15 protein-coding genes are annotated in these 15,597 nt (G+C 37.8%); 4 read left to right on the top strand and 11 right to left on the bottom strand.

Translation table 11 applies throughout. From position 1 onward, the window contains the following. Positions 1-8: 8 nt before the first annotated feature. Both MKY06_RS04450 and MKY06_RS04445 read right to left on the bottom strand, forming a co-directional pair. Entirely contained in the window at positions 9-1,496 is a 1,488-nt protein-coding gene (locus MKY06_RS04450) for an aldehyde dehydrogenase family protein (RefSeq protein WP_013055570.1), read from the bottom strand. 135 nt (positions 1,497-1,631) lie between these two features. Then, positions 1,632-2,219 carry a TetR family transcriptional regulator gene (locus MKY06_RS04445; protein ID WP_029324845.1) on the bottom strand — a complete coding sequence of 196 codons (588 nt, stop codon included), beginning with the start codon at positions 2,217-2,219 and terminating at the stop codon, positions 1,632-1,634. 596 nt (positions 2,220-2,815) lie between these two features. Here MKY06_RS04445 and MKY06_RS04440 point away from each other — a divergent pair. The 3 genes from MKY06_RS04440 to MKY06_RS04430 are packed head-to-tail and all read left to right on the top strand — an operon-like array spanning position 2,816 to position 5,758. Further along, positions 2,816-3,679, top strand: coding sequence for a glycine betaine ABC transporter substrate-binding protein (locus tag MKY06_RS04440; protein ID WP_013055568.1), 864 nt, complete (start codon positions 2,816-2,818; stop codon positions 3,677-3,679). Positions 3,680-3,714: 35 nt separating this feature from the next. After that, complete coding sequence (gene proV / locus MKY06_RS04435; protein ID WP_013055567.1) at positions 3,715-4,920, top strand: glycine betaine/L-proline ABC transporter ATP-binding protein ProV; 1,206 nt, start codon at positions 3,715-3,717, stop codon at positions 4,918-4,920. Beyond that, positions 4,913-5,758 (top strand): ABC transporter permease, encoded by an 846-nt coding sequence (locus MKY06_RS04430; RefSeq protein ID WP_013055566.1) that lies wholly within the window; start codon positions 4,913-4,915, stop codon positions 5,756-5,758. The genes proV and MKY06_RS04430 overlap by 8 nt, the downstream gene beginning before the upstream one ends. A 37-nt stretch (positions 5,759-5,795) precedes the next feature. Here the strand turns inward: MKY06_RS04430 and MKY06_RS04425 are convergent, their stop codons facing one another. Together MKY06_RS04425 and MKY06_RS04420 are read right to left on the bottom strand one after the other, a co-directional pair. Then, on the bottom strand, positions 5,796-6,569 hold the full coding sequence (locus tag MKY06_RS04425) for a class I SAM-dependent methyltransferase (protein WP_013055565.1): 774 nt from the start codon (positions 6,567-6,569) through the stop codon (positions 5,796-5,798). Positions 6,570-6,634: 65 nt separating this feature from the next. After that, positions 6,635-7,753 (bottom strand): AbrB family transcriptional regulator, encoded by a 1,119-nt coding sequence (locus MKY06_RS04420; RefSeq protein ID WP_013055564.1) that lies wholly within the window; start codon positions 7,751-7,753, stop codon positions 6,635-6,637. A gap of 140 nt (positions 7,754-7,893) precedes the next feature. Here MKY06_RS04420 and MKY06_RS04415 point away from each other — a divergent pair, with 140 nt between their 5' ends. After that, positions 7,894-8,766 carry a LysR family transcriptional regulator gene (locus MKY06_RS04415; protein WP_013055563.1) on the top strand — a complete coding sequence of 291 codons (873 nt, stop codon included), beginning with the start codon at positions 7,894-7,896 and terminating at the stop codon, positions 8,764-8,766. 31 nt (positions 8,767-8,797) lie between these two features. On the opposite strand, the gene MKY06_RS04410 is transcribed toward MKY06_RS04415, so the two are convergent. The 7 genes from MKY06_RS04410 to MKY06_RS04380 all read right to left on the bottom strand — a co-directional run bounded on the left by MKY06_RS04410 (position 8,798) and on the right by MKY06_RS04380 (position 15,542). Further along, complete coding sequence (locus MKY06_RS04410) at positions 8,798-8,977, bottom strand: hypothetical protein (protein WP_098278256.1); 180 nt, start codon at positions 8,975-8,977, stop codon at positions 8,798-8,800. A 134-nt stretch (positions 8,978-9,111) separates the two neighbouring features. Beyond that, on the bottom strand, positions 9,112-10,080 hold the full coding sequence (locus tag MKY06_RS04405; RefSeq protein WP_029324843.1) for a tripartite tricarboxylate transporter substrate binding protein: 969 nt from the start codon (positions 10,078-10,080) through the stop codon (positions 9,112-9,114). A gap of 24 nt (positions 10,081-10,104) precedes the next feature. Then, positions 10,105-10,776, bottom strand: a complete 672-nt coding sequence (locus MKY06_RS04400; RefSeq protein WP_029324842.1) for a response regulator — start codon at positions 10,774-10,776, stop codon at positions 10,105-10,107. A gap of 27 nt (positions 10,777-10,803) precedes the next feature. Continuing rightward, positions 10,804-12,393: an ATP-binding protein gene (locus MKY06_RS04395; RefSeq protein ID WP_098278255.1), complete on the bottom strand. Its 1,590-nt coding sequence runs from the start codon at positions 12,391-12,393 to the stop codon at positions 10,804-10,806. A gap of 153 nt (positions 12,394-12,546) precedes the next feature. Continuing rightward, on the bottom strand, positions 12,547-13,851 hold the full coding sequence (locus MKY06_RS04390) for a CitMHS family transporter (RefSeq protein WP_013055558.1): 1,305 nt from the start codon (positions 13,849-13,851) through the stop codon (positions 12,547-12,549). A gap of 328 nt (positions 13,852-14,179) precedes the next feature. After that, positions 14,180-14,743, bottom strand: a complete 564-nt coding sequence (locus MKY06_RS04385; protein ID WP_013055557.1) for an ImmA/IrrE family metallo-endopeptidase — start codon at positions 14,741-14,743, stop codon at positions 14,180-14,182. Positions 14,744-15,359: 616 nt separating this feature from the next. After that, positions 15,360-15,542: a hypothetical protein gene (locus MKY06_RS04380; RefSeq protein ID WP_098278254.1), complete on the bottom strand. Its 183-nt coding sequence runs from the start codon at positions 15,540-15,542 to the stop codon at positions 15,360-15,362. Positions 15,543-15,597: the final 55 nt, after the last annotated feature.

The raw sequence follows: 15,597 nt of genomic DNA, 5'->3' as shown, positions 1-15,597 counted from the left end.
TCTACTTTTTAATTTTTAAACCAGCCGATTGGCTCTACTTGTAAATTAATATTAATTTGTTTTACTTCTTGAAATTCTTCCAATCCAAACGTGCCCAGTCCTCGACCAATTCCGCTCTGCTTATATCCGCCCCAAGGCGCTTCGTTAAATGTAAAATGATATGTGTTTACCCAAGTGATGCCCGCACGCAGCTTTTTAATCACCCGAAGAGCTTTTGCGCCGTCGTTTGTAAACACACTGCCTGCCAAACCATATTCCGTATCATTTGCAAGCTTAATAGCTTCTTTTTCGTCTTTAAACGTTTGAATAACGACAACGGGTCCAAAGATTTCATCTTGCACAATTTTCATATTTGACGTAACGTTACTAAAAACCGTAGGTTCTACAAAGAATCCTTTTTCCAATCCACTGCTAGTGATTCGATTGCCTCCGCATACAAGGCGGGCGCCTTCTTGCTTTCCGATTTCGATGTACTTTAATACTTTTTTCATATGTTCTTCACTTACAAGAGGGCCCATTTCAATCTCTTGATCCATTCCATTTCCTACTTTAATTTTTTGAGCACGCTCTGCAAAACGTTCGATAAATCTCTCAGCGATGCTTTCTTCTACTAAAATACGAGAACCTGCAGCGCAAATTTGGCCGCTCCCTGCAAAAATTCCAAATAAGGCATAATCTACAGCTGTTTCAAAATCAGCGTCAGCAAATATAATGTTCGGTGACTTTCCTCCAAGTTCTAAAGAGACTTTCGTTACATTCTCTGCTGCTTGACGCATAATGTGTTTTCCAGTTACCGTTCCTCCTGTAAAGGAAATCTTATCAACACGCTTATCTTGAATAAGCGTATTTCCCACAGTATCTCCGGCTCCCATAACAAGGTTTGCTACTCCTTTTGGCAATCCTACGCTTTCTAAAATCTCAAAAAGTTTTGTAGGAGTAACCGGTGTCACTTCAGAAGGTTTAAATACAATCGTATTTCCTGCAGCTAAAGCAGGTGCAATTTTCCACACGCTCATCAACAGCGGATAATTCCAAGGTACAATCAGTCCGCACACCCCAATTGGTTCTTTTATAACCATTGCTTGCATAGGTGCCGGAACACTGTACGTTTGACCGTCTGGCTTTGTAATTAATCCAGCGTAATACCTAAAACAAGCAGCTGCATCTTCCACATCAGCCTCAGCTTCGCGATAGGGCTTTCCGTTATCCATTGTTTCTAGCGCTGCTAATTCTTCTTTCGCTTCTTCAAGCTTATCGGCAATTTTAAATAAGATAGCTGCTCTTTCAGATGCAGAAGTCTCAGACCAAATTCCGCTGTCAAAAGCTTCTCGTGCTGCTCCAATCGCTGTTTTCATATCTTCTATGCTGCCTTCTGCAGCATATCCAATCACTTCACCTGTAGCTGGATTAACAGTAGGACGCTGCTTCTCTGCTTTTTTCCACTCTCCGTTTATGTACATATTCAAAGTTAACGTTTTAACGGCTGTACGATCCATAAGATACCTCCTTATTAAATAACGACTGATTGTCAGTCACTTTAAACTTTCAAAAACTTATAATTCTGATAATTGATTATATATTTTGAATGAATGTCAGTCATTTTGATAGGTGTAATACCAGCAGCGCTAATATTACACGGATGGCACAAGAGAACGCTTTAAGAATTGAAAAAGTTCTTCCTTCGATTGCTCAAGTGTGACATCTTGCTCTCGCCCGATATAAAAAAGTTCAGCAGCATTTTCAATCAAATTGATCATCGTTTTAGCTGTCCATTTAACGTTAAGCTGCTTGATGACTTCTTCTTTTTTTACAGCCTCATTTAATACCTCTTCAAACCAGTTGTAATAAGGTAAATAAATAGCTTCCCATGTTTCTAATGAATAGTCAAAAGCAAGCCCCGAATAGCATAAAACAAGAACATCTCTATATTCATCTGTTGTTTTATACGTTTCGTCAATCATTACCTCTAATGTACTTAAAAAATTTGTTGCTGCTTTAGCTCTTTCTTTAATTTTTTCAAGCGACAAAGAAAGTAAGTTTTCTGCAATAGCAGGAACAAGGGCATTTTTGGATCTAAAATAAAGATAAAAAGTTCCTTGAGCTACGCCTGCACGCTTTACAATGTCTGAAATTGACGTTTTATCAAGCCCCTTTTCAGATATAACTTCAATCGCTGCCTGTAAGATTTTATCGTATTTTTCACTTGTGCTTGTAACCAACTCTTTCCCTCCACCTATAAAATGAATGACTTTCATTCATTTTACTATAAGCAACCAGAATTACGCAAGATAAAATTTTCTGAATCTTTAAATTTAATTAAAGAATTGGTCGTATGCCGGCTTCCAAAATATTTTTTATTTTATCAATTTCCCTTCAGGGTTCTTATATACCTCACTGTTATTTCCCTTCCTTTTATAATTCAAGGCAAAAGCTGATACAACGCTCTTTAAGCACCTATTCTTCCGAAAAAATAACTATATTAGAAAGATACTTTTTCGCGTTTATTTATACAGCTTGATCGTCTAATTACTCTTGACTTGAAGTTGACGGAGTAAAAAAAAGAGTGGTAACATGTAAAACTGATTCAACAGTCACTTATTCCATCCATTTATTTCCCATAATTTCTCTTAACTACGATGTACATTTTTAGTTAAAAATAACTTTACATCATCTAAAATCATCCACTATGTTTATTTCACATTTTAAATTTTCTAGGTTTATCATTTGAAAAAGCGGGTATACATTTCGTTGTGTTTAGTAGCCGTTTTACATATTAATCAGTTTGATTTAAAACTTTATAAAGGAGTTACATTGCATGAAGAAACTATTGTTAATCAGCATGACTTGTTTTCTTCTAGTTATTACTTCAGCTTGCGGTAACGGTAATGGAGCATTTAAAGATAAAAAAACCATTACCATCGGCATGAATAACTATACTGAAAACATCGCCTACACGTACGTCTGGAAACACATTTTAGAAGATCGAGGCTACAAGGTTAGAACTGTTTTCTTAGAGAAAGCTGGTGTTTGGGTAGGAACAGCTAATGACGACATTGATATTTCATTTGCACCATGGCTCCCTACAACAGATGCGCCTTTTTACAAAAAATATAAAGATCAAGTGAACATTGAAGACCCTTGGCTTAAAAACGCACGCTTAGGATTCGCAGTTCCCGCCTACATGAAAGACGTGAACACAACGGAAGACCTTGCTAAAGTTGCTTCCGATGTCGATAACAAAGTCATTGGAATTGACCCAGGCTCCAGTATTAACGGATTAGCCGAACAAGCGTTAAAAGATTATAACCTAAAAAGCTATACGCTTGTAAAATCGTCTGAAGCAGCTATGCTCAGTGAACTGCGCAAAGCTTATGATGCCAAAAAACCAATTGTTGTTACTATGTGGAATCCGCACTGGGCTTTTGCAGACTTTGATATCAAATACTTAAAAGATCCTAAAAATTCGTTTGGAGACCCTGACAACATATACACAATGACAAGCAAGGAATTTAAAAAGACAAATCCTCAAGTCATAAAATGGATGAATAATGCACAGATGAATGATAAATTAATCAGTCCTCTTCTGTCACAAGTCGAAAAATCTTCCAATCCTGAAGAAGCAGCGCAAGAATGGGTAAAAAAGCATAAAAAGCTAGTCGACAGTTGGACAAAAGATTAATGAACGTAAAAGAAAACAACAATTGAGGTGGACATATGGAACACGTAAAATTAAAAGTAAAAAATATAACCAAAGTGTTTGGTAAGAATCCGTCAAAAGCGATTGATTTACTTCAAAAAGGAAAAACAAAAAAAGAAATTCTAGAAGAAACAGGAATGACAATCGGAGTTAATCAAGCAAACTTCGAAATCAAATCCGGTGAAATCTTCGTTATTATGGGACTGTCTGGAAGTGGTAAATCCACTTTAGTTCGTATGTTTAATCGCCTTGTTGAACCAACATCTGGATCCCTTATTTTAGACGGTGCCGATGTAGTAAAAATGAACAAAGAGGAACTTCGCGACATGCGCCGAAAAAAAATGAGCATGGTCTTCCAAAACTTTGCCTTATTCCCTCACCGTACAGTTCTTGATAACACAGAATACGGATTAGAAGTTCAAGGTACACCAAAGGCCGAACGTGAAAAAAAAGCAAAAGAAGCGCTTGAACTAGTAGGTTTAAAAGGATACGAAAATCAATATCCTGGTGAACTGAGCGGCGGTATGCAGCAGCGTGTCGGACTCGCTCGAGCGCTTGCCAATGACCCTGACATTTTACTAATGGATGAAGCATTCAGTGCATTAGATCCGCTTATTCGTAAAGATATGCAAGATTTCTTACTAGAGCTTCAAGAAAAAATGGAACGAACAATCATTTTTATTACCCATGATCTTGATGAAGCCCTTCGAATCGGAGATCGAATCGTATTAATGAAAGACGGCAGTGTTGTTCAAGTAGGAACACCCGAAGAAATTATGACAAATCCCGCTAATGATTATGTCGAGCGCTTTGTCGAAGACGTTAATGTAGCTAAAGTATACACAGCTGAAAGCGTGATGAATCGTGCCGAATCCATTACCGTAGACCGAGGTCCGCGCGTGGCGCTTAAAATTATGCAAGAAGCTGGTTATTCAAGCATCTATGTAGTAGACAAGAAAAAAACTCTTCTAGGAGTTGTAACTGCAGATGATATTAGCCGCGCCATTAAACAAGATAAACTGACAGCAGACGTATTAGATACGGATATTCCGACTGTTACAACAGATACGCTACTAGAAAACTTGTACGACAAAATGGTTATCAGTCGCTTTCCGCTACCAGTTGTAGATGAAAACCATCGTCTGCGCGGCATCATAAAAAAAGAACGAGTGATTGAAGCACTCGCCGGTACTGATAGTAATGAGGTGAACGTAAATGAATAGTATCCCTAAAATTCCCGTTGGCAATTGGATTGACCATTTTGTCACGTTTTTAAATGACAATATCAAAGGATTCTTTGATGTTATTTCAGCTATTGTCGATGGTATTGTAAGTTTTATTGTACTAGTGCTAACCTTTCCCCCAGCATTAATTTTAATCTTAATTGTCGGAATCATTGCTTGGTTTTCAAGTAAAAAATGGTCGTTTACTATTTTATCGATGATTGGCCTGTTATTTATTCTTAACCTTGGCTACTGGCAAGAAACAATGGACACACTCGCCCTCGTTTTAACAAGCGTATTTATTTCGATTATAGTAGGAATCCCGCTAGGCATTTGGGCATCTCAAAGCGAAAAGACGGCTCGAATTATTACGCCAATCTTAGACTTTATGCAAACAATGCCCGCATTTGTTTATTTGATTCCAGCACTTTTCTTCTTTGGAATCGGTGTGGTACCAGGTGTTATCTCATCTGTTATCTTTGCAATGCCTCCAACGATTCGCTTAACGAACTTAGGTATCCGTGAAGTACCCGCTGACTTAGTAGAAGCAGCAAATGCCTACGGTTCAACAACAAAACAAAAATTATTTAAAGTACAGCTTCCATTAGCTACAAAAACAATCATGGCAGGAATTAACCAAAGCATCATGCTATCTCTCTCAATGGTTGTTATCGCCTCTCTTGTAGGTGCTCCGGGACTTGGTGCGGAAGTATATCGTGCAGTTTCTCGACTTGAAGTTGGCACGGGCTTTGAAGCCGGAATTTCAATCGTTATTTTAGCGATTATTTTAGACCGTATTACTCAATATTTTGGAAATCGTTCAAAACAACGAGCATAAGTAAAAAAGAAGCCAACTCCGGTGAGTTGGCTTCTTTTTATTTATTCTTGTAACAAGCTACAAAGATTGCTTCTCCTTGAAACGATTCAATTCTTTGTTGATTCGTTTTGATTTCGAAAAACTGCTTAAATCCGCTTGGTATATTCAGCATATATTGAGTAAGATCACGCTTTGTCTCTTCCGGAACATTCATCATCCCACACCAGTCATCAAATAAAAAACGCTTTGGAAAAGTTGTCAGCACTTCTATACGGAATCCTTGCATTTCAAGCATAGAAAGCCACTCTGTTTTTTTATAAGCACGATAATGGCTTGGATCTCTTGTCTTTTCAACTCGATTATAAAACTCGTCATAAGCATTCACTTCCGGGGCTACATTGTCAATGAGCAAGAATTGTCCGCCTGGCTTTAACACTCGATATACCTCTTTGATGAACTGTTTAATGTTTGGAAAATGGTGCGGTGCAATTCTGCACGTTACAGTATCAAACTCGTCATCTTGAAATGGCATATCTTCAGCATCTCCTTGAACAAAAGATACGTTTTCATGACCATTTCCTGTAATGAAGCCTTCAGCACTTTGCAACATTTGAGGAGTTAAGTCAAAAGCCGTTACTTCTTGAAAGACAGGTGCTAGCTTATTTGCCACGTGTCCTCCTCCTGTTGCTACATCAAGCAGCTTTCCTCCTCTATTTTCTTCAGCAATTTCCGCTAAAACAGCTAAATCTTTGCCTTTCGCATGACCTTTACTTTTGACGTACTTTCCAGCATTCCCCCCGAACTGACTGACCACCATTTCTTTATTACTCATCTATTCTCCCCCCATTTCCCTCTTTAAAACTCTCTCTTACTTTGCCTAGTGCATTCACATATTTATTATGAAACGTGTGAATGTATTCTTTTTCTTTCTCCCCATTGATGAAACATGCGAAACAGCGGAGGAAGAAGCAGCCAAATGGTTAAAATTCGAAGCACTTGGACCGCTACTACCAACGTCGAATCGGCTTGCAATACAATGGATGTAGTCGCCATTTCTGCAATGCCTCCAGGAGCAAAAGCTAAAATAGACGTAATAAGCTCAATTCCAGTTATTTTGGAGACGAATAGTGCACAAACAAACATAGCAGCAATTAAGCCGATTGTATTAATAAGCGCAACAACTATAATTTTTTTTACGCCAATAAACATTTCTTTATGGAAGCGAGAACCAATGCTTGACGCGATAAAAATTTGCGATAAAATCATCACAGAATGAGGCCAGTATGCTTGAAGATTATAGCCCGCGTACGATGAAGCAGCTGTTTGAACAATCGCAACAGTAAGCATTCCCCCTACTAACCAAGGAGCAGGAAATTTTAGTTTTTTTCCTATATAATAGCCTACTACTGCTGTAACGATTAAAACGCCTGTCCATAGCAGTGATTCCCACCCAAAAATACTTGGAGTAGCTGACACTGCATGCCGACCTGTATTACTTCCCCAATAGACCACAAATAAAGGAACAGCAAGCACAACTAAAAACACGCGCATCGTTTGAATGATGCTTACAACTGCCGTATTGGCCCCTACCTCTTCAGCCATACCTGGCATTGCGCTCATTCCTCCAGGAGTCGTGCCGAAAAAGCTTGTTAATAAGTCTGTGGAACTGAACTTCCATAGCAAATAACCGGATAAAAGAGAAAAAACAACGGACAGCAAAAGCATGATCGTAATGGTGGACCAGTGAGATTGAAACGTAGTTAATACAGACAAGTTAATCTTTTGACCTAATTCAATTCCTAAAATACACTGTCCTGCGTACAGCCAATATTTTGGAATACCTTTTTTGCTTGTTTGAGATAAAAAACCCGGCTTTCGGAAAGCTAGAATAGCAGCTAAAATGAGGGTCCCAAGCATCCAGCCAATGGATAAGCCTGTTAACGATAAAAGAAATCCTCCCACGCTTGTTAATAAAATAAAAAATATAGATTGTAAAAAAATAATTCTTGCGTTCATATCTACTTCCTTCCTTCTACAAGGCTTTTCTTTCTTACACCGAACATTCCTCTTCTTAACTATAGTATAATTTTAGAGATAATTAAAATATCGAAATTTTATTATAAACCATTCATTTTTTTTATTCCTGGAGGGGTAGTATGGACGATCGAGATTGGCTTATTCTACAAGTGTTGTATCGAGAAAAAAACATTACAAAAGCAGCCAAGGAACTGTTTATCTCTCAGCCTGCGCTTACGCATAGACTGCAGCAGATGGAGAAGGAATTTCATGTTCAGATTGTGAACAGAGGACGCCGCGGAGTTCAGTTTACACCGCAGGGAGAATATTTAGTGAAGTGCGCAGAAGAAATGCTGCTCACGCTTCAAAAAATAAAAGAAAATGTGTTAAACATGGATGATCAATTAACCGGTACTTTACGTCTAGGAGTGTCTAACTTTTTCACTGACTACAAGCTCCCTGGACTATTACGGTTATTTAAAGAGCGATTTCCTGACGTTGAATTCAAAGTCACGACCGGATGGAGCAGTGACATGGCCCACTTACTTTATAAGCACGATGTTCATATTGCGTTTGTAAAAGGTGATTATAACTGGCAGGATCAGAAAGAGTTGCTTTTTAAAGAAACGATTTGCATTGCGTCTGCACAGCCTGTTGACATAAACAACCTTCCCAATATACCTCGAATTGACTATCACCAGGATCGTTTTTTAAAAACATCTGTTGATAACTGGTGGGCTGAAAATTACTCTCAGCCTCCCCTTGTCAGTATTGAAGTGGATAAAGCAGAAACATGCAAAAAGATGGTTGTAAACGGACTCGGTTATGCGATTTTGCCGAGTATGCTGCTTGATGACGCAGCAGAGATTTACAGATACACGTTAAAAACAAAAGACCAGCAGCCTTTAACACGCAGTACATGGATGTTTTATCATGAGGATTCATTAAAAATTAACATCGTAAAAGCTTTTATTGAGTTCATTCAAAACTTGGATTTAAAGGATGTACACTGATAGAAAGAGGTTGAGACATACCGAAATGAATTCAATCTAAAGACGAACAAATGGGATATATGAGCTGAACTGCTTTTGACACCGCAGTTGATTTCCGTGCAAGACTTCGCTTTCCGCGGGCGGCCGGTGAGCTTCCTCGTCGCTTACGCTCCTGTGGTGTCTCACCTGTTCCGCTTTTCCCGCAGGAGTCTTCGTCTTGCCCTCCAATCAACTGCTAGAAGGAACGAAACAGATGAAACTATGCTTACCACAACAAAAAAACGAACCACGAATCAAACATCTTGATCAATGGTTCGTTTTTCACTTCGTCTAAAATTCTTTTGTCCCAACGTCTTTCTATTGTATTTATTCATCATTTGTTCCACCCATTAAGTCAGAATACAGCTTGCTTTGCTGTTCAAGAAATACCTTAGCACCGCTGCTATTTTTATAAAAAGAGGTTAAATCGTTATCTTTAAGCAGTTGTTCCCATTCTTTTGTATGAACCATTTCATACACTGTCTTATTCCAATATGCTACCTGCTCTTTGGTCATATTAGGCGGTCCCATTAGACCTCTCCAATGGCTAAATGTTACGTCAATTCCCGCTTCTTTCCACGTGGGGATCTCTTTTAGCTCTTCTAGCCTGCTGGGAGAAGAAACGGCGAGTATTCTTACCTGCCCTTGTTCGTACTGCTTTTTTACTTCTGATAATGACATAGGTGCTACATCTAGCTGATGATGAACGAGCGCATCGATCACTTTATGACTGCTGTTGTAAACGAAGAACTCAAGCTTGGAAGAGTCTACGCCTGCTTTTTTATTTAGCTGCATGAACGATAAATGATCGTCGTTTCCTAAGCGAGGTGATATTCCCACTTTCATACTGGATTCACTTTGATTTAACGTGCGTATGAGCTGTTTTAAATTATATATAGGAGAGTTAGCAGGGACTACGATGACCTCCCATTCAGATGTTAAAATAGCGAGCGGAGTAAAGTCTTTATAGGTTAATTGACTTTGCCCTAGCAAATTATTTGTAATCAGCAAACTGGAATTTCCGGAAACAATATTCCCTTCTTTTCTCTGTTTAATATATTTCCATCCTTCTTCACCTTGCCCACCTATTTTATTACTAACAGAAACGGGTACCTTCACAATCTTCTTTTCCGTTAGCACTTGTTGAATGGCTCTTACTGTTGCATCTGCTCCTCCGCCTTTTGCACCGGCTGCCACAATTTCAATTTTTTTCATATCAATACGTTCTTTTTTAGAGGGAGAAGAACAGCTAACAAGCAATACACTTATAAACACTATCATGAGCTTTTTGATCATATATACCATCCTTCAAGGCTAATGCTACGCTAAATAGTACTTGCGCTCCGGCCGTCCAATAATCCCATAATCATATTCAACGTGACATTCACCAGTTGATACTAGATACTCTAAATATCGTCTAGCTGTCGTTCTAGATACTCCCATTTGTTGCCCCATCTCTTCGATTGTAATTCCTTTGATGCTTTTTAAAATGTCTTTTGACTTTTGTAATGTGATACCATCAATACCTGAAGGAAGAGATTTATCCGCTTTTGGCTTTGTTCTGACATGTCCAAAGTACGCATCAATAAATGATTGATCAACTTCTTCATGCGTACTAAACAGTTCCTTTTTCTCTTGATACTGTTTAATAGCATTAATGAAGGATTCCATCATAACGGGCTTAATCAAATAATTAACGACGCCGTTTCTCAAACAGATTTCTACAATGTTTTTTTCTGTTGCAGCCGTTACCACGATAACGTCAACTTGTGGAAACTGCGCTCTAATTTTTGGCAGTAAATCCGTTCCCATTTCATCTGGCATATAGATGTCTAAAAGAAGTAAATCAACTTTCTTCTCCTTTAACATCTCAAGCGTCTCTTTTGCATTCAACGCTTTGCCTACAACTTCTACACCATCTACTTCTAATAAAAATCGCTCTTGAACTTGAGCAATTCGAAAATCGTCTTCTGCAATTGCGACTCGTAACATTTCGACTCTCCCCTTACTTCTCATGATTCAGTTTTTTGGAAGGTAAACTGAAAAAATGGCTCCTCCTTCTGGCTGATTATACACTTCAATAGATCCTCCAAGTTCATCTACCATTTTCTTTATATTTGCCAGTCCGTATCCTCTATCTGTACCTTTGGTTGAAAAACCTTTTGTGAAAATTTGATTTAGTACTTCTTCTGATATACCTGGTCCGTTATCCATCACTTCAATAATTAAATCATGACCAATATCGGTAATAAAAAACGACACTTCTTTTTTAGACTGCTGACTCACCGCTTCAAATGCATTATCAATTAAGTTCCCAATAATGATAATGAGATGAGAAATTTCAATATGTTCTGGGAGCGTATCGAGTGTACTCTCCGAATCAACCGAAAAATGAATTTTCTTTTCAGATGCTTTTCCAATCTTCCCAAGCAATATTGCTTGGACTTTAGAATCTAATATCTGATCAAATAGAATACGATTTTGTGTTTGGTGTACGGCTGATTCTTTTTGAATAAACTCAAATGCATCTTTGTACTGCCCTAACTGCAGCAAACCCGACAAAACATACAGCTTATTCGTAAACTCATGCGTTTGAGCTCGTAAATCCTCTGAATACCTTCGTACTTCTGAAATCGTATTGATTAAGCTTTTTAATTCTGTCTTATCACGAAAACTAGCGACCACTCCTACAATTCGTTGATGTTCAATAATAGGTGTTAAGTTTAAGATAAACGTTTTTTCATTTAGAAAAATCTCTTGGTCGCTTCGGGCTATTCCTGTATCTAGCACTTCAATCATATTCGTATAAGGAAATACTTCAATGATATGATGATGTAAATATTCCGCCTGTAGCCCTAGCATATTTTTAGCTGATGTATTCATCATCGTAATAAAGCCTTGATGATCAATAGCAATAATTCCTTCTTTTATCGAAAGTAAAATCGCATTTCGTTCACGGTATAAAGAAGCGATTTCATGGGGCTCAAGACCGAGAGTATCTTTTTTAATACTTTTAGCTAAAAAAATACCTCCGATCATACCAAGTAATAAAACAGCTAGTGAAAATAGGATAATTTGCTGAATACGCGTAATAAGCTGAGCATGAACATGAGACTTTAAAAACTCAACCGTCACTACTCCTACGACCTCCGTATACTTTCCGTGACTGATGACAATAGGCGCTTTCCCCATAATAGCAGGACCTGTGGTTCCCTCTCCGTCAAGCGTATAATATCCGCCGAATAATAGTGCTCTATCGTTAACCGGCTCTTTGTTTTTCTTTCCTATCCATTTTTGATTAGAATGAGAATAGATGATTTGCTCACGGTTTTGAACCACAATACTTGCTGCTCCGATTTGTTCCCTCACTTGCTCGGCAAGCGGCTGAATATAGCGACTCGGCTGTTTTTTTTGAAAAGCAGCTTTGACTTCGGGCATAAATGATATTGATTTGGCTGCTTGAAGAGCCAGCTGCTCGGCTTGCCTTTTAGATTCTACAAACTGCATGTAAGAGAAAATACTCGCTAAAAGAACAATAACAGTTATGATTAATGCTGCGGATAAACCTACGATTTTTGTTTGCAGCGATACTTGAAACCATTTTTTCATTTCATCGCACCTTTAGCCTTTACCTTATAGTTCTATTCCTCTTTTATTTTATCAAAATTTTTTGTATATCCGCTCCTTATTCCAAAAGCTTTTTAGACAAAAAAACTTATCAATCCCAAAAGCGGAATTGATAAGTTTTTAGGTTCATGATCTTTACAGCGTAATAACTCCTGTAATAATAGCTACTAAAAGCATCACCATCGCTGTTCCAATCGTCCACTTTAAAGTAAAGCGCTGGAATTCACCAAGCTCGACTTTTGCCATACCGACCAATAGATACGTAGAAGCAACTAAAGGACTTAGTAAGTGAACAGGTTGACCAATCAATGAAGCACGGCCAATTTCTGCAGCATCAATACCGTATGCTGAAGCTGCTTGAGCAATAATTGGTAAAATCCCATAGTAGTAAGCATCATTTGACATAAAGAACGTAAATGGCATACTTGTGATGGCTGTAATCACAGACATGTAAGGCCCTAACGCATCTGGAATTAATCCTACTAAACTATTACCCATTGCATCTACCATTTTTGTACCAGATAAAATGCCTGTGAATACGCCTGCTGCGAATACAAGAGATACAACAGCAAGTACATTACCAGCATGTGCTGTAATACGCTCTTTTTGAACTTCTAAATTTGGATAGTTAATCATGATAGCGATTGCAAATCCAATCATAAATAGAATTTGAAGCGGCATAACTGCTGTGATAAGTCCTACTAATAATAGAGCTGTTAAAGCAAAGTTTACCCATAAAAGCTTCGGACGCTTGTACTCGATTCCTTCAGCAGCGGCTGCTTCTGCAAAAGCTACTTGAGCATTTGTGACGTCTTGAATATCAATAACACCTAAGCGCTGGCGCTCTTTTTTCCCGAAATAGTAAGCCGTGAATAATAACCAACCAGCTCCACCAATCATGGCTGGAATAAGTGGTGTAAACACCTGTGAAGCATCTAACTTCAATGCGCTCATCACACGAGCAGTAGGTCCGCCCCAAGGCGTTAAGTTCATAACTCCACTACCCATAATAGCGATACAGGCTAAAATCATCGGCTTCATGTTTAGCTTTTTATAAAGCGGAAGCATCGCTGAAAGCGTAATCATATATGTTGTTGTTCCGTCTCCGTCTAATGAGATAATAAGAACTAAAATAGCTGTACCAATTGTGATTTTTAGTGGATCACCTTTTACGATTTTTAAAATTCTTCCTACAACTGGATCAAACAAACCAGCATCAATCATAATTCCAAAATATAAAATAGCAAACATTAACATAACGCCTGTAGGTGCTAATTCTTTTACACCATTTAAAGCCATTTCTCCAATATCACTTGTGAATCCCCCTATGATGGCAAACAATACTGGAATAACCATTAAAGCAATAAGCGGCGTTAATCGTTTTGTCATAATTAGAAACATAAATGTACAAACCATCAAAAACCCAAGAATAGCTAACATTATTACCCCTCCTATTTTTGAATCCGCTTTCATAACAGTGGAAGCGATTCGTTTGTATGTATGACTCGCATATGTATGCCAGTTCGTCTATACGATTACAACATCGCTTGTTCACTATTAAGTTGTACCTTAAAACTTTAAAATTTTCTGTTTTTTCTTAAAATAATCATAATTTACAGGAGGGTATAGTGTAAATAATTCGTACTATAAAAACTTTTAAAACTTTATGGGTAATTAAATCCTTTTTGTTCATTGGAAGGATAAAAGAAAGGAAGAGGAAAAAAGATAGGAAAATAAAAAACGGAGAGAGAGGAACTATTCTCGTGAATTATTCAATTTGAACTCTAAGAGAATAAGCTCCAGGATGAGGAGTTTTATTCCATTGAGTAAGAGACTCCTCTAAAAATGGAATGTTTTTCAACTTCTTTGTTTGGAACTTTTCTATTTTTGAATATTTCTCTAAAGCATACGTATTAGCAAACATTTCTTGCGTTCTATTTCCTTCTTTTAAAAGCGTTCCATTTGTCATACGATCCACATGATGGCCTAATTCATGCAGAATGATAAAAGCAAATTGATGAGGCTTTTTATTTTTTGTTGTATCGATAAAGACAATAGGACATTCCGTTACTGTATATTTAATATAGTCAATTTCAAACTGAAGTTTGCGCTTCTCTTTTGGAAGGTTATCATTAAATTGGCCATAGTACACACCTAGCACATCTTTTCCTTGCACCTTTACACTGCCTAAGCAATATACACCTTTTAGCCCATCCCAGTCTTTTTCGTCTGTTACATTAGCAATTTCCTGCAGGACGGCTTTTTGCTTCGCACTCATGACTCCATGAAATGTTACGCCATGAATTTGGATTTTTTCACTACGCTTAAACATCTTCTTGCCTCCTTTGCTAAATTCCTTCTACAACATATTATTTAGCAATAAGTATATTCATTCACAATACATGGTTAAAAACATGAAGTTAATGTCAAGATTCCCGTTTTGATGTTTTTTAACCCTGCTTATATGCTGCTTCGTTTATTTTCTATTTTTACTATATTACATATGTAGCCATTAATAAAATATCATTTTTTTATGATTTATCATTACTTTTTTTTATTTCTATTTTTGTTTATCGATAATCTGAAGCCTGCGTATCATTTTTAAATTTAAAACCATTGCTATATAAAGAAAAGGATAGCAAAAAAATGAGTATAGCGTCTTCCATTCGTTATAATAAAACACTTCTGTTTGGGTACTCCTTTTGTAAAGAATCCATAAAGATTATATTTAACATCAAGATATACATCTGCTACTGATCCTAAAAACATGACAAACAAAGAAGTTGTGTACATTTCTATCCAGCTGATACGTTTTGGCATAACTAGTACGCTCAAAATAGAAATCACCGTTGTAAGGATTAAGAGCACCATGCTGAGGACCTCGTTTTCTACAGGAGATAGAAACAGCTTTCCCATTGGGTATTAAATTCATTCTGAAGGCTAAAAAATTAAGACTTCGCAAAAAAAAGAGATTGAGGCATAACGAAATCAAGACAATCTAAATACGAACAAATGGGATAAATGATTTGGACTGCGTGGTACGCCGCTGTTGATTTCCGTGCAAGACTTCGCTTTCCGAGGGCGGCCGCTGAGCATCCTCGTCGCTTACGCTCCTGCAGGGTCTCATCCATTCCACTTCCCCCGCAGGAGTCTTCGCTTTGCCCTCTAATCGACAGCTAGAAGCAA

The organism is Priestia sp. FSL P4-0332, from assembly GCF_038005845.1.
Taxonomy (GTDB): domain Bacteria; phylum Bacillota; class Bacilli; order Bacillales; family Bacillaceae_H; genus Priestia.
The sequence above is the reverse complement of the archived record's forward strand: the minus strand, read 5'-3'. Positions and strand labels throughout refer to the sequence as shown.

Excerpts from the sequence above, each read along its gene's own strand:
- MKY06_RS04440 (WP_013055568.1), top strand. The coding sequence starts at position 2,816 with ATGAAGAAACTATTGTTAATCAGCATGACTTGTTTTCTTCTAGTTATT.
- MKY06_RS04380 (WP_098278254.1), bottom strand. The coding sequence starts at position 15,542 with ATGGATGAGACCCTGCAGGAGCGTAAGCGACGAGGATGCTCAGCGGCC.
- MKY06_RS04430 (WP_013055566.1), top strand. The coding sequence starts at position 4,913 with ATGAATAGTATCCCTAAAATTCCCGTTGGCAATTGGATTGACCATTTT.
- MKY06_RS04425 (WP_013055565.1), bottom strand. The coding sequence starts at position 6,569 with ATGAGTAATAAAGAAATGGTGGTCAGTCAGTTCGGGGGGAATGCTGGA.
- MKY06_RS04405 (WP_029324843.1), bottom strand. The coding sequence starts at position 10,080 with ATGATCAAAAAGCTCATGATAGTGTTTATAAGTGTATTGCTTGTTAGC.
- MKY06_RS04420 (WP_013055564.1), bottom strand. The coding sequence starts at position 7,753 with ATGAACGCAAGAATTATTTTTTTACAATCTATATTTTTTATTTTATTA.
- MKY06_RS04450 (WP_013055570.1), bottom strand. The coding sequence starts at position 1,496 with ATGGATCGTACAGCCGTTAAAACGTTAACTTTGAATATGTACATAAAC.
- MKY06_RS04415 (WP_013055563.1), top strand. The coding sequence starts at position 7,894 with ATGGACGATCGAGATTGGCTTATTCTACAAGTGTTGTATCGAGAAAAA.
- MKY06_RS04400 (WP_029324842.1), bottom strand. The coding sequence starts at position 10,776 with ATGTTACGAGTCGCAATTGCAGAAGACGATTTTCGAATTGCTCAAGTT.
- MKY06_RS04385 (WP_013055557.1), bottom strand. The coding sequence starts at position 14,743 with ATGTTTAAGCGTAGTGAAAAAATCCAAATTCATGGCGTAACATTTCAT.
- MKY06_RS04395 (WP_098278255.1), bottom strand. The coding sequence starts at position 12,393 with ATGAAAAAATGGTTTCAAGTATCGCTGCAAACAAAAATCGTAGGTTTA.
- MKY06_RS04390 (WP_013055558.1), bottom strand. The coding sequence starts at position 13,851 with ATGTTAGCTATTCTTGGGTTTTTGATGGTTTGTACATTTATGTTTCTA.
- proV (WP_013055567.1), top strand. The coding sequence starts at position 3,715 with ATGGAACACGTAAAATTAAAAGTAAAAAATATAACCAAAGTGTTTGGT.